The 21,223-nt window shown below is 59.3% G+C and carries 21 protein-coding genes; 13 read left to right on the top strand and 8 right to left on the bottom strand.

What is annotated here, in order from left to right; all coding sequences use genetic code 11:
* The first annotated feature begins 124 nt into the window (after nt 1-124).
* The 5 genes from LOY55_RS17905 to LOY55_RS17925 all read left to right on the top strand — a co-directional run bounded on the left by LOY55_RS17905 (nt 125) and on the right by LOY55_RS17925 (nt 6,398).
* The gene (locus LOY55_RS17905) at nt 125-1,360 is read left to right on the top strand and encodes a 3-methyl-2-oxobutanoate dehydrogenase (2-methylpropanoyl-transferring) subunit alpha (RefSeq protein WP_046031440.1); all 1,236 of its coding nucleotides are present in this window, start codon (nt 125-127) and stop codon (nt 1,358-1,360) included.
* A 1-nt stretch (nt 1,361) separates the two neighbouring features.
* Nucleotides 1,362-2,420 carry an alpha-ketoacid dehydrogenase subunit beta gene (locus tag LOY55_RS17910; protein WP_046031441.1) on the top strand — a complete coding sequence of 353 codons (1,059 nt, stop codon included), beginning with the start codon at nt 1,362-1,364 and terminating at the stop codon, nt 2,418-2,420.
* Nucleotides 2,421-3,692 carry a dihydrolipoamide acetyltransferase family protein gene (locus LOY55_RS17915; RefSeq protein ID WP_258666050.1) on the top strand — a complete coding sequence of 424 codons (1,272 nt, stop codon included), beginning with the start codon at nt 2,421-2,423 and terminating at the stop codon, nt 3,690-3,692. It begins immediately after the preceding gene.
* A 3-nt stretch (nt 3,693-3,695) separates the two neighbouring features.
* Entirely contained in the window at nt 3,696-5,078 is a 1,383-nt protein-coding gene (gene lpdA, locus LOY55_RS17920; RefSeq protein ID WP_258666052.1) for a dihydrolipoyl dehydrogenase, read from the top strand.
* 300 nt (nt 5,079-5,378) lie between these two features.
* Nucleotides 5,379-6,398: a branched-chain amino acid aminotransferase gene (locus LOY55_RS17925; RefSeq protein WP_007948490.1), complete on the top strand. Its 1,020-nt coding sequence runs from the start codon at nt 5,379-5,381 to the stop codon at nt 6,396-6,398.
* Nucleotides 6,399-6,491: 93 nt separating this feature from the next.
* Here the strand turns inward: LOY55_RS17925 and LOY55_RS17930 are convergent, their stop codons facing one another.
* Entirely contained in the window at nt 6,492-7,247 is a 756-nt protein-coding gene (locus LOY55_RS17930; protein WP_046031444.1) for a helix-turn-helix transcriptional regulator, read from the bottom strand.
* A gap of 82 nt (nt 7,248-7,329) precedes the next feature.
* Between LOY55_RS17930 and LOY55_RS17935 the strand changes: the two genes are divergently transcribed.
* Nucleotides 7,330-8,436, top strand: a complete 1,107-nt coding sequence (locus LOY55_RS17935; protein WP_109786157.1) for a cytochrome P450 — start codon at nt 7,330-7,332, stop codon at nt 8,434-8,436.
* A 6-nt stretch (nt 8,437-8,442) separates the two neighbouring features.
* Here LOY55_RS17935 and LOY55_RS17940 read toward each other — a convergent pair whose 3' ends face one another.
* A complete protein-coding gene (locus LOY55_RS17940) occupies nt 8,443-8,919 on the bottom strand; it encodes an MEKHLA domain-containing protein (RefSeq protein WP_256594773.1) in 477 nt (158 codons plus the stop codon).
* 185 nt (nt 8,920-9,104) lie between these two features.
* Between LOY55_RS17940 and LOY55_RS17945 the strand changes: the two genes are divergently transcribed.
* On the top strand, nt 9,105-10,136 hold the full coding sequence (locus LOY55_RS17945; RefSeq protein WP_258666059.1) for a D-cysteine desulfhydrase family protein: 1,032 nt from the start codon (nt 9,105-9,107) through the stop codon (nt 10,134-10,136).
* 102 nt (nt 10,137-10,238) lie between these two features.
* Nucleotides 10,239-10,583, top strand: a complete 345-nt coding sequence (locus tag LOY55_RS17950; protein ID WP_309475387.1) for a pyocin S6 family toxin immunity protein — start codon at nt 10,239-10,241, stop codon at nt 10,581-10,583.
* Between the two features lie 45 nt (nt 10,584-10,628).
* On the opposite strand, the gene LOY55_RS17955 is transcribed toward LOY55_RS17950, so the two are convergent.
* Entirely contained in the window at nt 10,629-10,967 is a 339-nt protein-coding gene (locus LOY55_RS17955) for an FKBP-type peptidyl-prolyl cis-trans isomerase (protein ID WP_258666061.1), read from the bottom strand.
* 322 nt (nt 10,968-11,289) lie between these two features.
* On the opposite strand from LOY55_RS17955, the gene LOY55_RS17960 reads away from it, so the two are divergent.
* Nucleotides 11,290-12,363 (top strand): sensor domain-containing diguanylate cyclase, encoded by a 1,074-nt coding sequence (locus tag LOY55_RS17960; RefSeq protein ID WP_223525167.1) that lies wholly within the window; start codon nt 11,290-11,292, stop codon nt 12,361-12,363.
* A 5-nt stretch (nt 12,364-12,368) separates the two neighbouring features.
* On the opposite strand, the gene LOY55_RS17965 is transcribed toward LOY55_RS17960, so the two are convergent.
* Nucleotides 12,369-12,833: a hypothetical protein gene (locus LOY55_RS17965; RefSeq protein ID WP_109786162.1), complete on the bottom strand. Its 465-nt coding sequence runs from the start codon at nt 12,831-12,833 to the stop codon at nt 12,369-12,371.
* A 240-nt stretch (nt 12,834-13,073) separates the two neighbouring features.
* Here LOY55_RS17965 and LOY55_RS17970 point away from each other — a divergent pair, with 240 nt between their 5' ends.
* The 3 genes from LOY55_RS17970 to LOY55_RS17980 all read left to right on the top strand — a co-directional run bounded on the left by LOY55_RS17970 (nt 13,074) and on the right by LOY55_RS17980 (nt 15,929).
* Nucleotides 13,074-13,679 (top strand): DJ-1/PfpI family protein, encoded by a 606-nt coding sequence (locus tag LOY55_RS17970; protein ID WP_258666065.1) that lies wholly within the window; start codon nt 13,074-13,076, stop codon nt 13,677-13,679.
* 155 nt (nt 13,680-13,834) lie between these two features.
* The gene (locus LOY55_RS17975; RefSeq protein ID WP_223525165.1) at nt 13,835-15,127 is read left to right on the top strand and encodes an MFS transporter; all 1,293 of its coding nucleotides are present in this window, start codon (nt 13,835-13,837) and stop codon (nt 15,125-15,127) included.
* Between the two features lie 25 nt (nt 15,128-15,152).
* Nucleotides 15,153-15,929, top strand: a complete 777-nt coding sequence (locus LOY55_RS17980; protein WP_223525163.1) for a substrate-binding domain-containing protein — start codon at nt 15,153-15,155, stop codon at nt 15,927-15,929.
* On the opposite strand, the gene LOY55_RS17985 is transcribed toward LOY55_RS17980, so the two are convergent.
* A complete protein-coding gene (locus LOY55_RS17985) occupies nt 15,919-16,833 on the bottom strand; it encodes a LysR family transcriptional regulator (RefSeq protein WP_046031454.1) in 915 nt (304 codons plus the stop codon). The genes LOY55_RS17980 and LOY55_RS17985 overlap by 11 nt on opposite strands.
* Before the next feature lie 194 nt (nt 16,834-17,027).
* Here LOY55_RS17985 and LOY55_RS17990 point away from each other — a divergent pair, with 194 nt between their 5' ends.
* Nucleotides 17,028-18,839 (top strand): monovalent cation:proton antiporter-2 (CPA2) family protein, encoded by a 1,812-nt coding sequence (locus tag LOY55_RS17990; RefSeq protein WP_109786166.1) that lies wholly within the window; start codon nt 17,028-17,030, stop codon nt 18,837-18,839.
* A 131-nt stretch (nt 18,840-18,970) separates the two neighbouring features.
* Here LOY55_RS17990 and LOY55_RS17995 read toward each other — a convergent pair whose 3' ends face one another.
* From LOY55_RS17995 to LOY55_RS18005, 3 genes are all read right to left on the bottom strand, one after another.
* Nucleotides 18,971-19,510, bottom strand: a complete 540-nt coding sequence (locus LOY55_RS17995) for a hypothetical protein (protein WP_223525161.1) — start codon at nt 19,508-19,510, stop codon at nt 18,971-18,973.
* A 220-nt stretch (nt 19,511-19,730) separates the two neighbouring features.
* The gene (locus LOY55_RS18000; RefSeq protein WP_109786168.1) at nt 19,731-20,669 is read right to left on the bottom strand and encodes a hypothetical protein; all 939 of its coding nucleotides are present in this window, start codon (nt 20,667-20,669) and stop codon (nt 19,731-19,733) included.
* 187 nt (nt 20,670-20,856) lie between these two features.
* Nucleotides 20,857-21,162 carry a hypothetical protein gene (locus LOY55_RS18005; RefSeq protein ID WP_109786255.1) on the bottom strand — a complete coding sequence of 102 codons (306 nt, stop codon included), beginning with the start codon at nt 21,160-21,162 and terminating at the stop codon, nt 20,857-20,859.
* Nucleotides 21,163-21,223: the final 61 nt, after the last annotated feature.

The following is a 21,223-nucleotide window of genomic DNA, read 5'->3' on the forward strand; positions in this document are numbered from 1 at the left end:
GCAACGAAACAGAGATAAATATTCTTCTTCGCCGGGCCTATGATTGTTGTAGGACAAGATTTCTTCCACAGAAGAATGACGGTCAGCTCACTACAAGAAATTCACAAGATCGAGCGTAGAAGCCATGAACCAAGCGTACGAACCGCTGCAACTGCACGTTCCCGAACCATCGGGCCGTCCTGGCTGCAAAACCGACTTCTCCTACCTGCGTCTGACCGACGCCGGCACGGTGCGCAAACCTTCCATCGACGTCGAACCCGCCGACACCGCCGACCTGGCCAAAGGGCTCATTCGCGTGCTCGACGACCAGGGCAATGCCCTCGGTCCGTGGGCTGAAGGCGTACCGGTCGAGATCCTGCGAAAGGGCATGCGTGCCATGCTCAAGACGCGGATCTATGACAACCGCATGGTGGTCGCCCAGCGTCAGAAAAAAATGTCGTTCTACATGCAGAGCCTCGGCGAAGAAGCCATCGGCAGCGGCCAGGCCCTGGCGCTGAACGTTGATGACATGTGCTTCCCGACGTACCGCCAGCAAAGCATCCTGATGGCGCGAGACGTGCCGCTGGTGGACCTGATCTGCCAACTGCTGTCCAACGAGCGCGATCCGCTCAAGGGCCGTCAGCTGCCGATCATGTATTCGGTCAAAGACTTCGGTTTCTTCACCATTTCCGGCAACCTCGCCACCCAATTCGTACAGGGTGTGGGCTGGGGCATGGCCTCGGCGATCAAGGGCGACACCAAAATCGCTTCGGCCTGGATCGGTGACGGCGCCACCGCTGAATCAGACTTCCACACCGCCCTCACCTTCGCCCACGTGTACCGTGCGCCGGTGATCCTCAACGTGGTCAACAACCAGTGGGCGATCTCCACCTTCCAGGCGATTGCCGGTGGTGAAGCCACCACGTTCGCCGGTCGTGGCGTCGGTTGTGGCATTGCCTCCCTGCGGGTTGATGGCAACGATTTCGTCGCAGTCTATGCGGCGTCTGCCTGGGCCGCCGAACGCGCCCGCCGCAACCTCGGCCCGACCATGATCGAATGGGTCACCTACCGCGCCGGCCCCCACTCCACCTCCGATGACCCGTCCAAGTACCGTCCTGCCGACGACTGGAGCTACTTCCCGCTGGGCGACCCGATTGCCCGCCTCAAGCAGCACCTGATCAAGATCGGTCACTGGTCCGAAGAGGAACACACCGCCGTCAGCGCCGAACTGGAAGCCCAGGTCATCGCCGCGCAGAAAGAAGCCGAACAGTACGGCACCCTCGCCGGTGGCCAGATTCCAAGCGCCGCGACCATGTTCGAAGACGTCTACAAAGAGATGCCGGAGCACTTGAAGCGCCAGCGTCAAGAGTTGGGGATCTGACATGAACGACCACAACAACAATATCAAGCCGGAAACTGCCATGACCACGACCACCATGACCATGATCCAGGCCCTGCGCTCGGCCATGGATGTGATGCTTGAGCGTGACGACAACGTCGTGGTCTTCGGCCAGGACGTCGGTTACTTCGGTGGCGTGTTCCGTTGCACCGAAGGTTTGCAGAACAAGTACGGCACTTCCCGGGTGTTCGACGCGCCGATCTCCGAAAGCGGCATCGTCGGTGTCGCCGTGGGCATGGGCGCCTATGGCCTGCGCCCGGTGGCCGAGATTCAGTTCGCCGACTACGTGTACCCGGCATCGGACCAGATCATTTCCGAAGCCGCCCGCCTGCGCTATCGCTCGGCCGGTGAGTTCACCGCACCGATGACCCTGCGCATGCCTTGCGGCGGCGGTATCTACGGCGGCCAGACCCACAGCCAGAGCATCGAGGCGATGTTCACTCAGGTGTGCGGTCTGCGCACGGTCATGCCGTCCAACCCATACGACGCCAAGGGCTTGCTGATTGCCTCCATCGAAAACGATGACCCGGTGATCTTCCTTGAGCCAAAACGCCTGTACAACGGCCCGTTCGACGGCCACCACGACCGCCCGGTTACCCCATGGTCGAAACACCCGGCCGCACAAGTGCCGGACGGCTACTACACCGTGCCGCTGGACGTCGCCGCCATCGCCCGTCCGGGCAAGGACGTGACCATCCTGACCTACGGCACCACCGTTTACGTCTCGCAAGTGGCCGCTGAAGAAACCGGCATCGACGCTGAAGTCATCGACCTGCGCAGCCTTTGGCCGCTGGACCTGGAGACCATCGTCAAATCGGTGAAGAAAACCGGACGCTGCGTAGTCGTTCACGAAGCGACCCGCACCTGCGGCTTCGGCGCCGAACTGGTCGCCCTGGTGCAAGAGCATTGCTTCCACTACCTGGAAGCGCCTATCGAACGCGTCACCGGTTGGGACACCCCCTACCCGCACGCACAAGAGTGGGCGTATTTCCCTGGTCCGTCCCGTGTGGGCGCGGCTTTGCATCGGGTTATGGAGGTCTGAATGGGCACGCACGTTATTAAAATGCCGGACATTGGTGAAGGCATTGCAGAAGTTGAATTGTCACAGTGGCACGTCAAGGTCGGCGATCTGGTCGTCGAAGATCAGGTACTGGCCGATGTGATGACCGACAAGGCGATGGTCGACATCCCTTCCCCCGTCCACGGCAAGGTGATTGCGCTGGGCGGTGTGCCTGGCGAAGTCATGGCGGTTGGCAGCATCCTGATCAGCATCGAAGTGGAAGGCGCGGGCAACGTTAAAGAGTCGTCCCAGCCAGCCCCTGTTAAAGAAGCACCGGTTGCAGCCCCTAAAGTTGAACCCGTTATCGCCAGCAAACCCGTCGCTGCCGCAGCGCCGCGAGTGGCTGCCTGCCAGGCCCCAATGGTGGCACGCGAGGCCGACGAACGCCCGCTGGCCTCCCCGGCCGTGCGCAAACACGCGCTGGACCTCGGCATTCAATTGCGTCTGCTGCGTGGCAGCGGCCCTGCCGGTCGCGTGCTGCACGAAGACCTCGACGCCTATCTGGCGCAGGGTCAGTCGAATGCATCGACCGTGCCCTCTGCTTACGCCCAGCGTAACGACGAAGAACAAATCCCGGTCATCGGCATGCGCCGCAAGATCGCCCAGCGCATGCAGGACGCCACCCAGCGTGCAGCACACTTCAGTTATGTTGAAGAAATCGACGTCACCGCCGTCGAAGAATTGCGCGCGCACCTGAACGAAAAACACGGTGCGACTCGCGGCAAGCTGACCTTGCTGCCGTTCCTGGTCCGTGCCCTGGTCGTTGCCCTGCGTGATTTCCCGCAGATCAACGCCCGTTATGACGACGAAGCCCAAGTCATCACCCGCCTCGGCGCGGTGCATGTGGGCATCGCCACCCAGGCCGACATCGGCTTGATGGTGCCGGTGGTGCGTCATGCCGAAGCCCGCAGCCTGTGGGACAGCGCGACTGAAATCTCCCGTTTGGCCACCGCCGCACGCAATGGCAAGGCCAGCCGTGATGAACTGTCCGGTTCGAGCATCACCCTGACCAGCCTCGGTGCGTTGGGCGGCATTGTCAGCACCCCGGTGTTGAACCTGCCGGAAGTGGCGATTGTCGGCGTCAACAAAATCGTCGAGCGCCCAATGGTCGTCAAAGGCCAGATCGTGATCCGCAAGATGATGAACCTCTCCAGTTCCTTCGATCACCGTGTGGTCGACGGCATGGACGCGGCGCAATTCATCCAGGCCGTTCGCGGCTTGCTCGAACAACCCGCTACCCTGTTTGTGGAGTAAGGCATGCAATCTCTGAACACCACACTGCTGATCATCGGCGGCGGCCCCGGCGGTTATGTGACCGCGATCCGAGCCGGTCAGTTGGGCATCCCGACCATTCTGGTGGAAGGTGAATCGCTGGGCGGTACATGCCTGAATATCGGCTGCATCCCGTCGAAAGCGCTGATCCACGTCGCTGAGCAGTTTCACCAGACGCAACACCACAGCCAGCATTCAGCCTTGGGCATCAGCGTTTCGGCACCAACCCTCGACATCAGCAAGAGCGTCGAGTGGAAGGACGGCATCGTTGATCGCCTGACCACTGGCGTCGCGGCGCTGCTGAAAAAGAACAAGGTCCAGGTCATTCAAGGCTGGGCCAAGGTGATCGATGGTAAAACCGTCGAGGTTGGCGACACGCGCATTCAGTGCGAGCACCTGGTGCTGGCCACCGGTTCGAAAAGCGTGAACCTGCCGATGCTGCCGATTGGCGGTCCGATCATCTCCTCCACCGAAGCCCTGGCGCCGACGTCCGTGCCCAAGCGACTGACCGTGGTCGGTGGCGGCTACATCGGTCTGGAACTGGGGATTGCCTATCGCAAGCTCGGCGCCGACGTCTGCGTAGTCGAGGCACAGGAGCGGATCCTGCCGGCTTACGACGCTGAACTGACTCAGCCGGTACACGACGAACTGAAAAAACTCGGCGTGAAGCTTTACTTGAAGCATAGCGTTCAAGGCTTTGATTCTTCGAACAATTCTCTTAAAGTTCTTGATCCAAACGGCGACACCCTGAACCTGGAAACCGATCAGGTGCTGGTCGCCGTGGGTCGCAAACCGAACACCCAGGGCTGGAACCTCGAAGCGCTGAACCTGGACATGAACGGCTCGGCGATCAAGATCGACAACCGCTGCCAGACCAGCATGCGCAACGTGTACGCCATCGGTGACCTGAGCGGCGAACCAATGCTCGCGCACCGGGCCATGGCTCAGGGCGAGATGGTGGCTGAACTGATCAGCGGTAAAACCCGCGAGTTCAACCCTACCGCCATTGCCGCCGTGTGCTTTACCGACCCGGAACTGGTGGTGGTCGGCCAGACCCCGGACGAGGTCAAGGCGGCGGGTCTGGACTGCATCGTTTCGAGCTTCCCGTTCGCGGCCAATGGCCGGGCGATGACGCTGGAATCGAAAAGCGGCTTCGTGCGGGTGGTCGCTCGTCGGGACAATCATGTGATTGTCGGCTGGCAAGCGGTGGGCGTCGGGGTTTCCGAGCTGTCCACGGCCTTCGCCCAGAGCCTGGAAATGGGCGCGCGCCTGGAAGACATCGGCGGCACCATCCACGCGCATCCGACCTTGGGCGAGGCCGTGCAGGAAGCAGCGTTGCGAGCCCTTGGCCACGCGCTGCACCTGTAAAACCGTACGCAATACCTTGTAGCAGCTGACGAGCCCCGCGAGGCAGCGGCCGGCGACGAAGTCGTCGCAAGACCTGCGACCCAGTGCTGTCAGGCACACCGAGCCAGCCGGATTACGACGACTTCGTCGCCGGACGCTGCCTCGCGGGGCTCGACAGCTGCTACACCGGGACGTATCGATGGTCGCAGAGATCGAATTGCAGGCTGCGAAATGGGTCCGGAATGAAGTATTGTTGTCCCCATCCAAAAAACGTCAGAAGCCTTGAACCGTTTCGACGGTTGTTCAGTGATAGAGGGTGTCATGGGTAACGAAAGCATTAATTGGGACAAGCTGGGTTTTGACTACATCAAGACAGACAAGCGTTTCTTGTCGTACTGGCGCAATGGCGAGTGGGACAAAGGCACCCTGACCGAAGACAACGTGCTGCACATCAGCGAAGGCTCCACCGCCCTTCACTATGGCCAGCAATGCTTCGAAGGCATGAAGGCCTATCGTTGCAAGGACGGTTCGATCAACCTGTTCCGCCCGGACCAGAATGCCCTGCGCATGCAGCGCAGCTGTGCACGTCTGCTGATGCCGTTCGTCGAAACCGAACAGTTCATCGAAGCGTGCAAGGCCGTGGTCCGCGCCAACGAACGTTTCATCCCGCCTTACGGCACCGGCGGCGCGCTGTACCTGCGTCCGTTCGTGATCGGCGTGGGTGACAACATCGGCGTGCGTACCGCGCCCGAGTTCATCTTCTCGATCTTCGCCATTCCGGTTGGTGCCTACTTCAAGGGCGGCCTGACCCCGCACAACTTCCTGATCTCCAGCTTCGACCGTGCAGCCCCACAAGGCACCGGCGCGGCCAAGGTCGGTGGCAACTACGCCGCCAGCCTGATGCCAGGCTCCCAGGCCAAGAAAGCGCACTACGCCGACTGCATCTACCTGGACCCGATGACCCACACCAAAATCGAGGAAGTCGGTTCGGCCAACTTCTTCGGGATCACCCACGACAACAAGTTCGTCACCCCGAACTCGCCGTCGGTACTGCCAGGCATCACCCGCCTGTCGTTGATCGAGCTGGCCAAATCGCGTCTGGGCCTGGAAGTGATCGAAGGCGACGTGTTCATCGACAAGCTCTCGGACTTCAAAGAAGCCGGCGCTTGCGGTACTGCTGCCGTGATCACCCCGATCGGCGGCATCAGCTACAACGATCACCTGCACGTGTTCCACAGTGAAACCGAAGTCGGCCCGGTCACCCAGAAGCTCTACAAAGAGCTGACCGGTGTGCAGACTGGCGACATCGAAGCGCCGGCGGGCTGGATCGTCAAGGTTTGATCTGACGTTGCAGTACGCTTGAGTAAAAAAGCCCGGCCATCCATTGGATGACCGGGCTTTTTTTCATCTGTACCTTATTAATATTTTTATATATCAGTGTCTTACAGCAACTTCATGAGATGTTTCATAAACAGGAGCGGGCGATCCGCTTGAGGGCGGTAACATCAGGTCAAACCGCGTACTCAGTGCCTTGCGCCCCACCGCTGTCAACGTCAACGCCCGGCTGTCCAGATCCTGCGTCACCCATTTGCGCTGGATCGCGGTTTGCAGCAACGCTGCACCCAATGAGCCGCCCAGATGCGGCCGGCGCATGCTCCAATCCAGGCATGGGCAAGCGAAACGACGACGCAAGGTGTTCAGGTCCTTGACCTCGATCCCCAATCCTTCGAACAGCACCTCGCCACTGTCGCTCAGCCGATAGGCCTGCTCATCGGTTTCCAGCAACCAGCCTTTCTCCAGCATCCGGTCATGCAGCAACACCGCCAACGTCCCCGCCATGTGGTCGTAACAGGTGCGGGCAAATTGCAGCCGATCCGGCGTGCGCGAGTTGAACGTCGGCGCAGTGTTCTGGCCAATCACCATCAATGCTTCCAGTGCCTGGGCCACACGCTTGTCCGCCAGGCTGTAATAGCGATGGCGGCCCTGCACGTGCAGCCGCACCAGCGCCAGTTCCTTGAGTTTGGCCAAGTGCGCGCTGGCGGTAGAGGCGCTGACTTCGGCAATCGCCGCCAGCTCGGTGCTGGTGCGTGCGTGGCCGTCCATCAGCGAACAGAGGATTTTCGTCCGGGCCGGCTCCGCGATGGCTGCCGCGACCTGAGAAACGCCAATGTCGTGTTGTTCTACGTTCATATTTCGCTCCCGGACGAATCAAGGGCTTTTCGGACTGGAGATAGTAGCAACACTTTCCCCACCACGAACAAGGCTGTGGCCCATGGACCCGATCATCGCTGCGACTCATGCCGACCCTTATCCCTATTACGCGCAATTACGTGCACAAGGCGGGCTGGTTTTTCACGAACGACTGAATATGTGGGTAGCCAGCACTGCCCGAGCCGTTGCCGCTGTACTGGCGCATCCCGATTGTCATGTCCGACCGGCGCAAGAACCGGTGCCCAAGGCGATTGCCGGTGGTATGGCGGGCAAGGTATTCGGGCAATTGATGCGCATGAATGAAGGCGAACGGCAGCGCTGTCCGAGGTCGGCGATTGAGCCTGGGTTAGCGCTGATTGATGTGGATGAAGTCAATTCGCTAGTGGCCGCGCGGTTGATCACGCCGCACGCCGATGGGTTATACAACGCCATGTTTCGCGGGCCGGTGTGCGTAGTGGCGGCGTTGCTGGGATTCACGCCGGCTCAGGGTCGGGCGATCAGCGAGCTGACGGCGGAGTTTGTTGCGTGCCTGTCACCGCTCAGCGATCAGGCGCAACTCAATGCCGCACAGGCTGCCGCCGAACATTTACGGGGTTACTTGATTGAGCTTCTCGACGATGCGGATAACAAGAGCCCGCTGCTCGCCGGGATTCGCGGGCGCTTTACGGGTGACCCCGAAACGCTGTTTGCCAATCTGATCGGATTGTTTTCCCAGACGTTTGATGCCACTGCAGGACTGATCGGTAATGCGCTATTGGCAGTGATTCGACATCCATTGCTACTGGAGGCACGCGCAGAAGATGTGATTGCCGAAACCCAGCGTTTTGACCCGTCGGTACAGAACACTCGCCGGTTTGTCGCCGCGCCGTGTGAAATCGAGGGGGTAAGCCTTGATTCGGGCGATGTGATTCTTCTGCTGTTGGCGTCGGCCAATCGCGATCCGCAGCTCAATGATCGTGCGGACGTCTTTCTGGTGGATCGCCCGCAGCGTCGCAGTTTTACCTTCGGCGCCGGAAGGCATCATTGTCCGGGGCACGTATTGGCGTTGGGGATTGCCAGTGCGACGCTGCGGGAGATTCTGGCGCATCGACCTGCGCTGGAGCAGTTTGCCTGGGCGTATCGGCCTTCGCTGAATGGCCGGGTTCCGGTGTTTCGTGACGCGCCATGAGACCTGTCAATCCATTAACGACCCGACACACTCTGCATCCGGCCAGAACAATGCCGCCTGCCCCCGATGCTCGCCGTGCTGATCGATCAGGGTCCAGACCTTGCCTTCGTAAATCATGAAGGCATGGCCGTCCCTGTCCACCCGCCAGCCGCTATAGCCATGAGCAATTCCGTTCGCCGTGACCTGTTCCAGCAGTGACTGGCGCATGGCTCGGTCCAACGGCGAAGCGCTGAACCGTGACGGCATGCCAAGGAACTGCTCGCGATCGTATTTGAAACAGGCCAGCGTCTGTTCATTGGCGTAGAAGAAACGGGGATCGCCTTCAGTGCCATGGGCTAACAGGCTGTAAGGCGCGTGCTCGTGCAACCAATGCAAGCGTTCCGGCCCGGTCAGTGATTCAGGGGCCGGCAGCCCCTGGCCGGTCCAGTGCCGATAAGCCTCGTCCAGCAACTGAACAGCCGCGTATTCGTTGATTGGCGACACGCGCCCTCCCATGCCATTGCGTTGGTGATACGACGCGCCATAGCCTATCCAAATCGATCAGAAAAATCCTCTGACCTTACCTTGCATTAATTACATCAGGTTAAAGGAGTAATTACCTGCGATGCGTTTATCGAGAGTGGCTTTCTCCCTAGAGTCACCGCAACAAAACCCGCGAGGCGCCATTGATGCAAACCCTACTGGACACGTCTCTGAGTTCTTTTGCCCGGACCGACCTTTTGCAAGGCCCGACGCCAATCCAGCGCGCTGAACGCCTTGAACAGCAGTTGGGTTTGAAGGCCCGAGGCATCGGCCTGTTCGTCAAACGCGATGACCACATGCTGATTGGCGGTGGCGGCAACAAGCTGCGCAAACTCGAATTTCATCTCGGTGCAGCGCTGGCAGCAGGGGTCGACACGGTCTTCACCATCGGCGGCCTTCAATCCAATCATGCGCGCCTGACCGCCGCGGCATGCGCCCGCCTCGGCATCGCCTGCGAACTGATCCTCACCCGTTCAGTGCCCAAAACAGAAGTGGACTACGAACTTAACGGCAACATCCTGCTCGACCAATTATTCGGCGCCACCCTCCGCGTGCTTGCCGGCGGCAGCAATTCACTCGCCGAAGCCGAGAATCGTGCCGAACACCTTCGGGGTTCCGGACGCAAGGTGCTGGTGATTCCTACGGGTGGTTCGACACCACTGGGCAGCCTTGGCTATGCGCGCTGCGCGGCGGAGATCGCGCAACAGGAAACCGAACTCGGCCTGGCCTTCAACCAGGTCGTGGTGCCGAACGGCAGCGCCGGCACCCACGCCGGGCTCGCGGCCGGGTTTGAGCTACTGGATCGAAGTGCCTCGCTGGTGAAGTCCTACTCGGTTTTATCAGACAGAGAAACTTCGGCGGCCCGAACCCTGCAACTGACTCAGGAAATACTGGCATTGCTGGGCAGCAGCGCCACTGTTCAGGCTTCAGATATTGTCATCGACGGCAGTCAGTTGGGCGATGGCTACGGCCTCCCGACGCCGGCCATGCGCGAGGCGGTGCACTTGATGGCTCGCGCAGAAGGCCTGTTGCTCGACCCGGTGTATTCCGGCAAAGCGTTTGCCGGGCTAGTGACCGATCTCCGGGACGGGCGCTTCCAGCGCGGGGACAATGTGCTGTTTGTGATGACGGGTGGTGCGCCGGGGTTGTATGCGTATAGGGAGGCGTTTCAGGGGTGAGCCATTGAAACAACGGCCGCAATCTCAGAACTCTCCTACATCTATCAAATGCCCATTGATATAGCGTTCACATCGTTTTTAAAGGATGAGACAAGAACGCTAATGGCTCGTAAAACAGAGACACCTTTGGTTCAAAGCCCGACATCCGTCGACGGGCACCCTGCCTGTAACAGCCACGACCACCCGAAAACCATTCAGGACGCCCTTCATTTTTTTTGGATAAGCGGATTTTTAAAAGATGATCAGGCAGGTGACTTTCTAAAATACGAACTGACCGTTCCGCCTGAGTCAGAAGTCGCGATACTGTGTGTACTGGGCTGGAAGAATCTTGATCAAAGCGAGGACGGGGACTGTTTACTGACGGCCGGGCAGGTCCAACAAATCGCAATAGCGCTCAATGAGCAGCTACCGACTGAATTGGACCTCTTCATCGGGCTGCGGGAGTAGGTTTTCCAAACGTACCCACCGACGCCGATTCAACCCCAATGCCAGTCAATCATCCCGCGTCAGCACTTCCAGCAATTCAATCTCGAAAATCAAATTCGAATTCGGCGTGATCGCCCCCATCGAACGCTCGCCATAGCCTAGATGCGCCGGCACCAGCAATTTGCGCTTGCCGCCCACCTGCATGCCCATGATCCCCTGGTCCCAGCCCTTGATAACCCGACCGGTGCCGATCACGCACTGGAAAGGTTTGCCACGGCTGTAGGAAGAGTCGAATTCAGTGCCGTCTTCCAGCCAGCCACGGTATTGGGTGGTGATCAGCGCGCCTTTGACAGCGGCTTTGCCGTCGCCTGGCTGGAGGTCGATGATTTGCAGTTCTTCATTCATGACGATGTTTCATCTGTTGGCGGAATTCGAGGGGCGTGGTTTTCCCAGAAAATCACCCGGCTGGCAACTGCTCAGGCGCCTTTATCGGGGTGAGACAACATTTCCACGACTTTCTTGCCTTCCTTCTGCTTCGCCTCGACCGCGAAGTACTGACCTGAGACATGCAGATGATCTCCAGCAGGCGGACGATCACGAAGCTGAGGGCGTGCCAATCAAGTCTAGCGCTGGCTGCAAAGAAAGCGACTGTAACCCGGTGACCGGGTGAACTAACATAAACACCTAATCCTCCTCGGTTTAACACCCCAATGATGGCGATCCCTGAATGAATCCGCTCTGGACCAGCGCAGCCATCGGCTCAGTCCTGCTTGCCCTGCTCATCGCGATGATCCATCGGGAACGTTCGCTGAAAAAGCAATTGGCCGAATGCCGGACGCTGATCGCCAGCCTGTCCCAGGGCCCTTCTGTGCGCCAGGATGGCGATGTCGAACGCTTCAAGCGCAGCCAATATTTCGCCCGCATTGGCACCTGGGACTGGGACGTCGACACCGAAAAACTTTACTGGTCGGATGCGATCTACGGCATGTTCGGCTTCAAGATCGGCGAAGTGACGCCCTCCTACGCCCTGTTTTGTTCCTGCGTACACCCGGAGGACCGGGCCAGCGTGCGTGCCGGGGAGTTGCGCTGCGTGGAAACCGGCGAAAACCATGACGAAGAATACCGCGTGGTCTGGCCCGACGGCAGCATTCACTGGCTGCGAGAAACCGGCAATGTGGTCAAGAACGACCACGACGCCACCATCAAAATGATGGGTGTAGTGCGCGACATCACCGAGGAAAAAGCCTCCGCCAGTTACCTGCAACACCTGGCTCACTACGACCCATTGACTGGCCTGCCCAATCGCCTGGTGCTCGAAGAACGCTTGTCCGAAGCGCTGGAACAAGCACGCATCAGCGCCACCCGGATTGCGCTGGTGTTTGTCGACCTCAATGGTTTCAAGGCGATCAACGACCACTACGGTCATGCCGCCGGCGACCGCGTCCTGATCACCACCGCCACACGTTTGAAGACGATCTTGCGCTCAACCGACACCGTCGCCCGCATTGGCGGTGACGAGTTCGTGGTCATCCTTCAAGGCTTGTCCAAAAACATCTGCCTGCAGGAAGAAGCCCGCACTATCTCTCAGAAAATCTTCGTCGAACTGTCACCACCGATCACCATCGGCAACGATCAGCGCCACATCGGCACCAGCCTGGGCGTCGCGGTGTTTCCGGACCATGCACAGAGCATGGACCGGTTGATTCATATTGCGGACCTGGCGATGTATGAAGCCAAGCGCAGTGGCAATAATCAGTATCGGTTGGGCGATCAGATAGACAGTCACAGCCGGGTGGAATGACCCGATCAGTCTTGGCGCTGGCCAAAAAGAATGCCGTTGAACGTGTGGGTGCAGCATTGACACTTCGCCTTCATGCCTTGTGCCGTCAGCTTCGGGTTAACGATCTGCAAATCCCCTTGGTCGTCGACATATAGGCCACTGAAATAGCTCGACTCTCCCAGACGAACTGTCTCCTGCCTTTCGCTTTCACGCAGGGCAACCATCCAGAACACCGGTTCATGCCTGTCGAGGCGGGCTACCGCCTCACTGAAAACCTCATTCCATTGCTTGCCGACGCGGGACAACAGAAACCGAAACAAAGGCGTGTAATCGAACCCGTAACGGCGAGTTCCGTGCATCGAACCCCGTGACGCGTCACTCAGAACTTCAGCCTTGGTGTTTCGTTGGTGACGGTAGGCACCGGTTTGGTCGTTGCACCGAACGCCCCACGTGCGGGTATTCTCCTTGCGGTAAAGCGGTTTCTTTTCCAACGAGCGGCTCCTGACATCCAGTCAATAAATTCGACCCAAAGCCTCACTGGAACGGCGGACGATTTCAAATAGCCTTCCATGGCAAATTGTTGCTGGTGACTAAATGCCTCACTGGAATGGCGCCCACAATCGCTTCAACGCTTTCAGGCCTGACTGTTTCGATGATTCTGTCCCGCACTGTACCGGGAGTTGCGCCCCGGGTCGGCGTAGGCTGCGTAAAAACACCCGGGATCAACCGCCATGCACATCGCCATTCTGACTTTCGACGGTTTCAACGAACTCGACTCCCTGATTGCTTACGGCATGCTCAGCCGGGTTTCGCTGCTGGGCGACAAGGACTGGCACGTGAGCATTGCCTCGCCGACATCGCGGGTCACGTCGATGAATGGTTTGACCATCGACGCGCACATTGATCTGGCCGAGGCCTGTCAGGCGGATGCGGTGCTGGTCGGCAGTGGCAGGAAGACCCGGGAAGTGGCCGAGGATTCGACGATCATGGACCAACTGCGCTTCGACCCAAGCCGCCAGCTACTGGCTGCGCAGTGTTCTGGCACTTTTCTGTTGGCAAAACTCGGGCTGCTTGGCGACGCCCCCGCGTGCACCGATTCCATCAGCAAACCGTGGGTGCAGGCGGCCGGGGTCAATGTGGTCAATCAGGCGTTTTATGCCAATGGCAATGTCGCCACGGCGGGGGGGTGTTTGTCGGCGCAGTACCTTGTCGCGTGGTTGCTGGCACGTTTGAAGGGCACTGAAACGGCGCACGAGGTACTGCACTATTTCGCGCCCGTGGGTGAGAAAGAAGGCTACGTGACGCAAGCGTTTACTCACATCGAGGCCCATCTGTAGCGGCACCGCCCGCAAGTGCATTGATCCGTTTGGCGCATCAATGCATGCCAACAATGCACTTATCATATCGATCTTCCTGCTCCACTATCCGCCCCAATAAGAACCGTGCTCCGCGTCCAGGCGGGCACGTCATAAAAGCGGTGGAGTACACGTCAATGACAACATCAATCCCGACCGGGCGCTCCCGCGCCAGTGCGATTTTCCGGGTCACCTCGGGCAACTTCCTCGAACAGTTCGACTTCTTCCTTTTCGGCTTTTACGCCACACAGATCGCTGCGGTGTTCTTCCCCGCCAGCAGCGAGTTCGCGTCCTTGATGATGACCTTCGCCGTGTTTGGTGCAGGCTTTCTGATGCGCCCACTGGGAGCCGTCGTACTGGGTGCGTACATCGATGACGTGGGCCGGCGCAAAGGGTTGATTGTCACACTGTCGATCATGGCGAGCGGCACGATTCTGATTGTGTTGGTGCCCGGCTACGAAACCATCGGGTTATTCGCACCTGCCATCGTGCTGATTGGCCGATTGCTTCAAGGCTTCTCGGCCGGAGCGGAAATGGGTGGTGTGTCGGTGTACCTCTCCGAGATCGCCACCCCCGGCAACAAGGGCTTTTTCACCAGTTGGCAGTCTGGCAGCCAGCAGGTAGCAATCATCGTTGCGGCGGCGCTGGGCTATGGGCTCAACCAATGGATGGCGCCCGCGATGATCGCCGACTGGGGCTGGCGGATTCCGTTTTTCGTCGGCTGCATGATCGTGCCGTTCATTTTTTTCCTTCGGCGCAACCTGGAAGAAACCGAGGAATTCGCTGCGCGCAAACACCGGCCAAGCATGGCTGATGTGTTCCGTACCCTGGCACAGAACTGGGTCATCGTGTTCGCCGGGATGATGATGGTCGCGCTGACCACCACTGCGTTCTACCTGATCACGGTCTATGCACCGACCTTTGGCAAAACCGTGCTGCACCTCAGCACATCCGATGCATTGTTGGTGACCTTGCTGGTGGGTGTCTCGAATTTCATCTGGCTGCCGATCGGGGGCGCGTTGTCCGACCGTATAGGCCGGCGTCCGGTATTGATTGCCATGGCTCTGCTGACCCTTGCCACCGCGTATCCGGCGCTGACCTATCTGGTGAACGCACCGAGCTTCATGCACATGTTGCTGGTGCTGTTATGGCTGTCGTTCATTTACGGCTTGTACAACGGCGCAATGATCCCCGCGCTCACCGAAATCATGCCGAGTGAGGTTCGAGTTGCCGGCTTCTCTCTGGCTTACAGCCTGGCAACAGCAGTGTTTGGTGGTTTCACGCCGGCGATGTCGACGTTTCTGATTCAGTACACCGGCGACAAGGCCGCGCCGGGTTACTGGATGAGTTTCGCCGCACTCTGCGCCTTGGGCGCAACGCTGTATCTGTATCGCCGTTCGACCGGTCGCCTGCAACCGGCGGCGTCTTGATCCTGCCCTTTTCGAGAACATGGACATGAACAAACTATTGAAATTTGCAACCCTGACGCTGGCTGCCAGCCTTGGCCTGAGTAATATCGCGCAGGCCGAAGAGATCCGCGTGATGACCTCCGGTGGTTTCACTGCTGCGTACAAAATCCTCGGCCCGAAATTCGCCGAGTCTACCGGTAATACCCTGGACACCGCTCTCGGCCCTTCCATGGGCAAAGCCCCGGAAGCGATCCCGAATCGTCTGGCCAGAGGTGAGAAAGCCGACGTGGTGATAATGGTCGGTTACGCCCTGGATGAACTGATCAAACAGGGCAAAGTCGACCCGGCTTCTCGGGTTGAACTGGCGGACTCGCGAATTGGGCTGGTGGTACGCGAAGGTGCTCCCAAGCCAGACATCAGCTCCGTCGACGGTCTGAAAAAGACCCTGCTCGATGCCCGCTCGGTTGCTTATTCCGACAGTGCCAGCGGCGTGTACATCGAAGATCAACTGTTCAAGCGACTGGGCATCGAAGACCAGCTCAAACCCAAGTCGAAGATGATCCCGAAAATCCCGGTGGGTTCGGTCGTTGCCAGTGGCGACTATCAATTGGGTTTTCAGCAGGTCAGCGAATTGCTGCCAGTGCCGGGGGTGAGTTTTGTGGCGAAGATTCCGGAGTCAGTGCAGTCGGTGACCCGATTCGCCGCCGGTATTGCGGTGGGTGCGCAACACCCTGCGCAAGCCAAGGCCTTGCTTGAGTACCTGGCCTCCTCAGCCGCTCAGTCGGATGTAAAGTCAACAGGGCTGGATTCGGTCAGCCGCTGATCGCAGGTGACTGCACTTTCATTTCCACCACCAGCCGCTCCAGTTCCAATGCTGCCGGGGTCAATGTACGACCCCGGCGCTTGATCAGACCGACGCTGCGCATCACTTGCGGTTCGATCAATGGCACCCGGGTCAGGATCGGATGATCTGCCGCTGGCATCGCCATCAGCGGCACCGCCGCGATACCCAATCCCGCTTCCACCAGGCCAATCATTGTCGTCACATGCCGCGTTTCGCAGATGCTCGGCCGCTGCGGCACGATGCCGGTCAGTGCCTGATCCAGCAAGAAGCGGTTGCCCGAGGTTTTGTCCAGCGAGATGTAATCCTGCTGATAGAACTCGTCCCAGGTCACGCTGCTGCGCCCGGCCAGCGGGTGATCGCGCCGACAAGCCACCACGTAGCCCTCCTTCACCAGCGGTTCGAACTCGACTTCGGCCTCCAGCGTGCCCATGAAACTCAGGCCGAAATCCGCCTCACCGTTGACCACTGCACTCAGCACCTCGTGCGCGCTGGAATCCAGCACTTTGACTTTGATCCGTGGGAATTGCCGGTGGTAATGGGCGATTACCCGCGGCATGAAGTAGTAAGCCGCCGACGGCACGCAGGCAACCGTGACATGGCCGAGCCGGGTCGAGGCCACTTCGCTGATGCCCAGCAACGCCACGTCCAGGTCATCCAGTAACCGCTCGACACTGGGCATGAAACCGCGTCCCGCCTGGGTCAGGCTGACCTTGCGCGTGGTGCGCTCGAACAGTCTCACACCCAGGGCATCTTCAAGTTTTTCGATCCGACGACTCAGTGCTGGCTGGGAGATACGCACCGTATCGGCGGCCTTGCGAAAACTGCCCTGCTCAACCACCGCGCGAAAAGCCTGGAGATCGTTCAGGTCAAAATTGATGGCCATCGGTGTGTACTCGTGAACAAACAGATTGATCAGCTTATCTTATGAATGTCACTAATTGATGCAAAATGTAACCGCACCTTCAACATCAGCGCGCTTCAACGGTGTAGACACTAACCCCGTTTATGTTCATAGCTGACGCCTCTCGCCTCAGCCTTTATCCTTGCCCCCCCGCCGTACCGTTGTTGGAGTCAGTCATGCCCCATGAAGGCAACCTTTTACAAGCCGCTGTCGTGTTTCTGTTCGCGGCGGTGCTCGTCGTTCCCCTGGCCAAACGCATGCAGTTGGGTGCCGTCTTGGGTTATCTGTTTGCCGGCGTCCTCATCGGGCCGTCGGTGCTGGGGCTGATTGGCAACCCGCAAAGCGTCAGTCATATCTCTGAACTGGGCGTAGTGTTGCTGCTGTTCATCATTGGCCTTGAGCTGTCGCCGCGGCGCTTGTGGGTGATGCGCAAATCGGTGTTTGGCGTGGGCCTGGCGCAGGTGCTGCTGACCGGTTCGGTCATCGGCGTAGTCGCCTTGTTCGTGTTCGGCCAACCGCTGAACAGCGCCATCGTGCTCGGTCTGGGCCTGGCCTTGTCGTCGACAGCCTTTGGCCTGCAAAGCCTCGCCGAGCGCAAGGAACTGACCAGCCCTCACGGTCGCCTGGCGTTTGCGATTCTGCTGTTTCAGGACATCGCCGCGATCCCGCTGATTGCTATGGTGCCGTTGCTGGCCGGCGGTGATCACACTTCCACTGCTGCGCAAGACCTGAATCACGGCTTACGCGTGCTAGGCAGCATTGCCGTGGTAGTGATCGGTGGACGTTACCTGCTGCGACCGGTGTTTCGCGTGGTCGCCAAAACCAGTCTGCCGGAAGTGTCCACCGCGACCGCGCTGTTGGTGGTGATCGGCACGGCGTGGTTGATGGACCTGGTCGGCGTGTCCATGGCGCTCGGTGCGTTCCTCGCCGGGCTGCTGCTGGCTGACTCCGAGTACCGTCATGAACTGGAAGCGCAGATCGAGCCGTTCAAAGGCCTGTTGCTGGGGCTGTTCTTTATGAGCGTCGGCATGGGCGCCAACCTGAGCCTGTTGCTCAACGCACCGATTGCAGTACTCGGGCTGACCCTGCTGCTGATCGCAATCAAATTGCCGCTGCTGTTTGTGGTCGGGCGATTGGCTGGTGGGCTGGGCAAGGTCAGTGCGATCCGCTTGGGCATCGTGCTGGCGGCCGGCGGTGAGTTCGCGTTTGTGGTGTTCAAGATCGGCCGCGACCAGGGCTTGTTCGAACCGCACCTGTACGACTTGCTGGTGCTGACGATCACCTTGTCCATGGCGGTGACGCCGCTGTTGTTGCTGCTGTGCGCACGTCTGTATTCGCCGAAGGTGCAACCGGTCGTGGTGCCCGAGAAATTCCGCCACATCGACACCGATACGCCGCGCGTGGTGATTGCCGGCATGGGCCGGATGGGGCAGATCGTCGCGCGGATTCTGCGGGCGCAGAACATCAAGTTCGTGGCGCTCGATACCTCGGTTGAAACCATCGAACTGTCCCGCAGTTTCGGCGGCGTGCCGGTGTTCTATGGTGACCCGATGCGCCCGGAAATCCTCAGCGCGGCCAAGGTCGAGCAGGCGGAATATTTCATCATCGCCACCGATGACCCAGACACCAATATCAAGACCGCCGAGGTCGTGCACCGGCTGTATCCGCACATCAAAATCATCGCCCGTGCACGTAACCGTCAGCATGTGCACCGGTTGGTGGACCTTGGCGCCGAGGCCATCCGCGAAACCTACTATTCGAGCCTTGAGATGAGCCGGCGCACGTTGGTTGGCCTGGGTCTGACCCAGGCCCAGGCCGATGCGCGGATCAAGCGCTTCCAGCATCACGACGAACAGGTGCTGGAAGCACAGCATGCGGTTTATGACGATGCAGCGAAGGTGTTGCAGACGGCGCAGGAAGCGCGGGCAGAGTTGGCGAAACTGTTTGAGTCGGATCAGTTGGAGGAGCAGGAGGCGAGCAAGGTTTAAGCGGTGTGGCGACTGTGATGACGCCATCGCGAGCAAGCCATGCTTCCACAGTGTGACAGTGTGCCCCTGTGGGAGCATGGCTTGCCCGCGATGAACGATGACGCGGTGCAATGCCAGGCGCCTCCCAAGAATCAGTTGGAAAATACGTACTCGCCCTTGACCCTTTTCGAGCCGACGAAGCCCAGGTCCGGGAACAGCAGCACTTTTACCCAAGCGACAAAACACACGATGCCCAACGTGATCACAAAACCGGCCACGGTCATCACCGGGTCTTCCTCATATCCCTTGAACATCCGCGAGATCTGGCTGACGGTCAGAATCAAGTAAAGGGTGTAGGCCCGTGCCGAGTTCTTGTAGAACCCCCAGGCAAACGCCAGCGGCACCAGCACCGCAAACAGAGTAAAAAACACCACGGCACCAGGGCCGATCGTCGAGCCCAGGTAAAATCCGCTGACGGCACCTAGCAAGGTTTGAACGCACATCAGTGCGAGCAAAATATTGACCTTGAGTGCGTGTTTTTCCCGTAGCGCCGGATCCGCTCGGGCGCCAATCCAGTAAGCCAGTACCCGGTCCTTGACCGCCCCACCGGAAAACGCCTTGAACGTTTCGGTTTTGGAGCGCCCGGCTTCGAGCATTGCCGCCAGTTGCCGCTTGATTTCCTTTTTGTCCAACTCACTACTCCCCTTTCAAAGACAACCCAATTCAAGAACCGTGGCGGGCATCTTCGCTTTATTGGAGGCCACAAAGCAAAACGCCGCTTCCACCAGAGGCAGAAGCGGCAGAGGCATGTGCCTCAAGGGATCAATGCATGAACAAGGCGATCAGGATGATGATCGGGATGGGCACGCCGAGGAAGAACAGCAGTAATGAGCGCATGATGATTCTCCTGGGTTAACGAACAGGTTGCAGCGAAGCGGTGGTGAGGTAGGCGTCGGTTTCGACGTACACCACAGCGTCCCGGCGGCGACCGCCGAAGGTCGCGGCGAGGCTGGCGAAAAAAGCGCCGATCAGCAGTGCGATGAACATCCACAACGAGGTCCAGGCGGCGACTTTCGCGGCCGTGTCGGCGGCTTGCTGTGCGGCCAGTTTGGCGTCGGCAACGGCTTTTTGCGTACGGGCGTAGACGTCATCGACACGGCGTTCAGCGTCTGCCTGAGTCAGGTTGGTCCGCTGTGCAACAAGTTGCGCCAGGTAAGTCCGATCTTCGGCGGTCAAGCCGTTGTTACTCAGGCTGCGCATGAAGATGCGCGTGACCGTGCCACGCACGGCGTCATCGCTGACGGCGGCCGGGCGATCGTCACGAAACAGGCTGTCGACGAAGTAACCGTACTGATCGCTGTCGGTATTACCGGCCGCAGTGCTCGCCGCTTGAGTGGCCGCACTGGCCGCCCCGCCGACCACGCTCGCCCCGGCTTGCACACCGCCACTGACGATGCTGCTGACCGAGCCGACCACCAGGGTCGCCGTCACCAGCGTCGCCACGCACCAGGCGAGAAAGCCATGGGCGGTATCACGGAAATACACCTCGTCACCGTGCAGGTTCGCCCACTTGATCCGCAGGCGACCGGCAATGTAGCCACCGAGCCCGGAAGCGACGATTTGCGTCGCCGCCAGCCACACGATGGTTGATATGCCCAGGCTCTTGGCGCTCACGCCTTCATTGGCCCACGGCGATACCGCGGAAAAACCCAGGCCGACACCGAGCAGCAAAAGGATCAACGACAACGCCGCGGCTGCCGCGGCCCCGGCGAAAATCGCGCCCCAGGACACCCCCGACAGCGTGCTTGTTTCTTCTGCGATGGGATAGAAACCTTCAGAGGATCTATTCATTGTTGTATCGCTCCAGGCAGGAAAGATGGTGTTACAACTCTTCGAATGAGTAATTGCAGTCACCGTGCCAGTCGCGACTTTTAAATAAATCGTTGTATTTCAATAATCTATAAAGATTGAACTTCCCTTTTCCATGCATTTTGCAAGGAACACGTCATCCCGACGGGTTTTATGCACTGCAGATGAGTTACTTGCGCTTGTAGCTTTTATTACCGCTAGGCGTCAGGCAATACACCCCGCCTCTGGGCCCGGTGCAGAACGAACCAGTGCCGCAGGCGCAGCCATCGTCGCTCTGGATCAGCGTTTGCGGACGGGCCTGGCTTTGGCCGCCATACATCGCCGAGCAGCTTTTCTTAGAACCGCTGATGGAGCCGTCATTGCACAAAAACAGATCGCCATCGCAGCGGGCAATACCGCCTTTCTTTCCCGAACAAGGTGTATTGCCCGCCCAGGCAGACAGGCTGGTGAGGCACAACAGCAATACAATCAGCATCCCACTACGGCGAATCAACGAGTGCACAACGCAGCTTCCTGTTTAAGTTGTGGCCGTATGA

Source organism: Pseudomonas sp. B21-040, assembly GCF_024748695.1.
GTDB lineage: Bacteria > Pseudomonadota > Gammaproteobacteria > Pseudomonadales > Pseudomonadaceae > Aquipseudomonas.

What these genes read in the sequence shown, in the direction of transcription:
- LOY55_RS17905 (WP_046031440.1), top strand. Translation starts at nt 125, where the DNA reads ATGAACCAAGCGTACGAACCGCTGCAACTGCACGTTCCCGAACCATCG.
- LOY55_RS17910 (WP_046031441.1), top strand. Translation starts at nt 1,362, where the DNA reads ATGAACGACCACAACAACAATATCAAGCCGGAAACTGCCATGACCACG.
- LOY55_RS17915 (WP_258666050.1), top strand. Translation starts at nt 2,421, where the DNA reads ATGGGCACGCACGTTATTAAAATGCCGGACATTGGTGAAGGCATTGCA.
- lpdA (WP_258666052.1), top strand. Translation starts at nt 3,696, where the DNA reads ATGCAATCTCTGAACACCACACTGCTGATCATCGGCGGCGGCCCCGGC.
- LOY55_RS17925 (WP_007948490.1), top strand. Translation starts at nt 5,379, where the DNA reads ATGGGTAACGAAAGCATTAATTGGGACAAGCTGGGTTTTGACTACATC.
- LOY55_RS17930 (WP_046031444.1), bottom strand. Translation starts at nt 7,247, where the DNA reads ATGAACGTAGAACAACACGACATTGGCGTTTCTCAGGTCGCGGCAGCC.
- LOY55_RS17935 (WP_109786157.1), top strand. Translation starts at nt 7,330, where the DNA reads ATGGACCCGATCATCGCTGCGACTCATGCCGACCCTTATCCCTATTAC.
- LOY55_RS17945 (WP_258666059.1), top strand. Translation starts at nt 9,105, where the DNA reads ATGCAAACCCTACTGGACACGTCTCTGAGTTCTTTTGCCCGGACCGAC.
- LOY55_RS17950 (WP_309475387.1), top strand. Translation starts at nt 10,239, where the DNA reads ATGGCTCGTAAAACAGAGACACCTTTGGTTCAAAGCCCGACATCCGTC.
- LOY55_RS17955 (WP_258666061.1), bottom strand. Translation starts at nt 10,967, where the DNA reads ATGAATGAAGAACTGCAAATCATCGACCTCCAGCCAGGCGACGGCAAA.
- LOY55_RS17960 (WP_223525167.1), top strand. Translation starts at nt 11,290, where the DNA reads ATGAATCCGCTCTGGACCAGCGCAGCCATCGGCTCAGTCCTGCTTGCC.
- LOY55_RS17970 (WP_258666065.1), top strand. Translation starts at nt 13,074, where the DNA reads ATGCACATCGCCATTCTGACTTTCGACGGTTTCAACGAACTCGACTCC.
- LOY55_RS17975 (WP_223525165.1), top strand. Translation starts at nt 13,835, where the DNA reads ATGACAACATCAATCCCGACCGGGCGCTCCCGCGCCAGTGCGATTTTC.
- LOY55_RS17980 (WP_223525163.1), top strand. Translation starts at nt 15,153, where the DNA reads ATGAACAAACTATTGAAATTTGCAACCCTGACGCTGGCTGCCAGCCTT.
- LOY55_RS17985 (WP_046031454.1), bottom strand. Translation starts at nt 16,833, where the DNA reads ATGGCCATCAATTTTGACCTGAACGATCTCCAGGCTTTTCGCGCGGTG.
- LOY55_RS17990 (WP_109786166.1), top strand. Translation starts at nt 17,028, where the DNA reads ATGCCCCATGAAGGCAACCTTTTACAAGCCGCTGTCGTGTTTCTGTTC.
- LOY55_RS18000 (WP_109786168.1), bottom strand. Translation starts at nt 20,669, where the DNA reads ATGAATAGATCCTCTGAAGGTTTCTATCCCATCGCAGAAGAAACAAGC.
- LOY55_RS18005 (WP_109786255.1), bottom strand. Translation starts at nt 21,162, where the DNA reads ATGCTGATTGTATTGCTGTTGTGCCTCACCAGCCTGTCTGCCTGGGCG.